The organism is Micromonospora sp. D75, assembly GCF_018070405.1.
Classification (GTDB): Bacteria; Actinomycetota; Actinomycetes; order Mycobacteriales; family Micromonosporaceae; genus Micromonospora; species Micromonospora chalcea.
This window is the reverse complement of the sequence record NZ_JAGPXV010001032.1, coordinates 1-1,090: the sequence shown is the minus strand read 5'-3', so window position 1 is coordinate 1,090 and position 1,090 is coordinate 1. Positions and strand designations below refer to the sequence as shown.

Below are 1,090 nucleotides of genomic sequence, written 5' to 3'. Positions count from 1 at the left end.
GCCGGCGGGGCGCCGTCCTGGTGGCCGGGCTCGGCGCCGCCCTCGTGCTCGTCGCCCTGCTGGCCGCCGGGCGCGGCCAGGTGGCGATCTCCCCCGCCGAGGTGCTCGGCTCCGTGCTGCACCGCCTCGGGCTGGACCTCGGTCCGCTGCCGTCGGCGGCGCAGGGCGAGAACGCGCTCTGGATCGTCCGCTTCCCCCGGGTGCTGCTGGCGGCCGTCGTCGGCGCCGCCCTCGGCTGCGCCGGCGCGGTCATGCAGGGCGTCTTCGGCAACCCGCTCGCCGAGCCCGGCGTCATCGGGGTGTCGGCCGGCGCCGCCGTCGGCGCCGCCCTGGCCATCGTCACCGGCGTCACCGTCCTGGGCGGATGGACCGTGCCGCTCGCCGCCTTCGCCGGCGGCCTCGCCACCACCTACCTGGTGTACGCGCTGGCCCGCTCCGGCGGCCGGACCGAGGTGGTGACGCTGGTGCTGACCGGCGTCGCGGTCAACGCGGTCGCCGGCTCGGTGATCGGGCTGCTCATGTTCGTCACCGACCAGTCCGGCGTGCAGGCCATCGCGTTCTGGAACCTCGGCAGCCTCGCCCAGGCCAGTTGGACGGCCGTCGGTCTCGCCGCGCCGTGCCTGCTCGTCGGCCTCGCCGTCGCCTGCGCCGACGCGCGCCGGCTCGACCTGCTCGCGCTCGGCGAACCCGCCGCCCGGCACCTCGGCGTGAACACCGAACGCCTGCGGCTGCGGCTGATCGTCGTCACCGCGCTGCTCGGCGCCGCCGCTGTCGCGTTCACCGGCATCATCAGCTTCGTCGGACTGGTCGTGCCGCACCTGATCCGGATGGTCGCCGGACCGGGCCACCGGGTGCTGCTGGTCGCCAGCGCGCTCGGCGGGGCCGTCGTGGTGATCGGCGCCGACCTCGCGGCGCGTACCCTCGTCGAACACCAGGAGCTGCCCCTCGGCGTGCTCACCGCGGTCATCGGCGGCCCGGCGTTCTTCTGGCTGCTGCGCCGCACCCGCGACCGGGCCGGAGGCTGGGGATGAGCCTTCCGCGTACACCGCGCCGGTTCGCCGCCGCCCGTCCGCCGCGCCCGGCGCCCGCC

The 1,090-nt window shown here is 77.0% G+C and carries 1 protein-coding gene; it reads left to right on the top strand.

Features of this window, described 5'->3' with window-relative positions:
- On the top strand, positions 1 to 1,031 hold a 1,031-nt coding region (locus KBX39_RS31745; RefSeq protein ID WP_247660812.1), incomplete at its 5' end, for an iron ABC transporter permease.
- Positions 1,032 to 1,090 lie beyond the last annotated feature (59 nt).